Origin of the sequence: Pseudoxanthomonas jiangsuensis (assembly GCF_010093185.1) — a bacterium.
In the GTDB taxonomy this organism is placed as follows: domain Bacteria; phylum Pseudomonadota; class Gammaproteobacteria; order Xanthomonadales; family Xanthomonadaceae; genus Pseudoxanthomonas; species Pseudoxanthomonas jiangsuensis.
In genome coordinates this window covers 1-520 of sequence record NZ_PDWL01000139.1, presented here as the reverse complement: position 1 = coordinate 520, position 520 = coordinate 1, and the positions used below count along the sequence as shown (strand labels likewise).

2 protein-coding genes are annotated in these 520 nt (G+C 63.5%); one reads left to right on the top strand and one right to left on the bottom strand.

What is annotated here, in order from left to right:
- A partial coding sequence (locus CSC62_RS17690) for a YhbY family RNA-binding protein (RefSeq protein WP_162407918.1) occupies positions 1-157 on the bottom strand: 157 nt, incomplete at its 3' end.
- Positions 158-222: 65 nt separating this feature from the next.
- On the opposite strand from CSC62_RS17690, the gene CSC62_RS17685 reads away from it, so the two are divergent.
- Positions 223-520: SAM-dependent methyltransferase (locus tag CSC62_RS17685; RefSeq protein ID WP_281353332.1), on the top strand; the 298-nt coding region annotated here is incomplete at its 3' end.

Sequence of the window (520 nt, the reverse complement as noted above, 5' to 3'; positions counted from 1 at the left end):
CCTTCACCTTGACCAGTTCGTGGCGCTCGAGCACTTCCTCGAGTTCTGCCAGAAATGCCGGCGTGACCCCTTTACCGCCGGTCTGCAGCAAGGCTTTGAGGTCGTGGGCCTGGCCGCGCAGGAAACGGTTCTGGGCGGAGGTGAGAACAATGGACATGCAGGATCGAAGGGAAGCAAAGGGTGTTCAGGGTATCATGGCGACCCGTTCGGACCCCTTTGCCAATGCCTTCCCGCAGTAAAAGCAGCCAGCGCTGGCTCAAGGAACACTTCGCCGACCCTTACGTGAAGAAGGCCCAGGCCGAGGGCATGCGCTCGCGCGCGGCCTACAAGCTGGAAGAATTGCTGCAGCGCGACCGCCTGCTCAAGCCGGGCATGGTGGTGGTCGATCTGGGCGCGGCGCCGGGTGGCTGGTCGCAACAGGTACACAAGTCAATGGGCGACAGCGGCCGGGTGGTGGCGCTGGATATCCTGGACATGCCGGCCCTGGCAGGCGTGGAGTTCCTTCACGGCGACTTCAGGG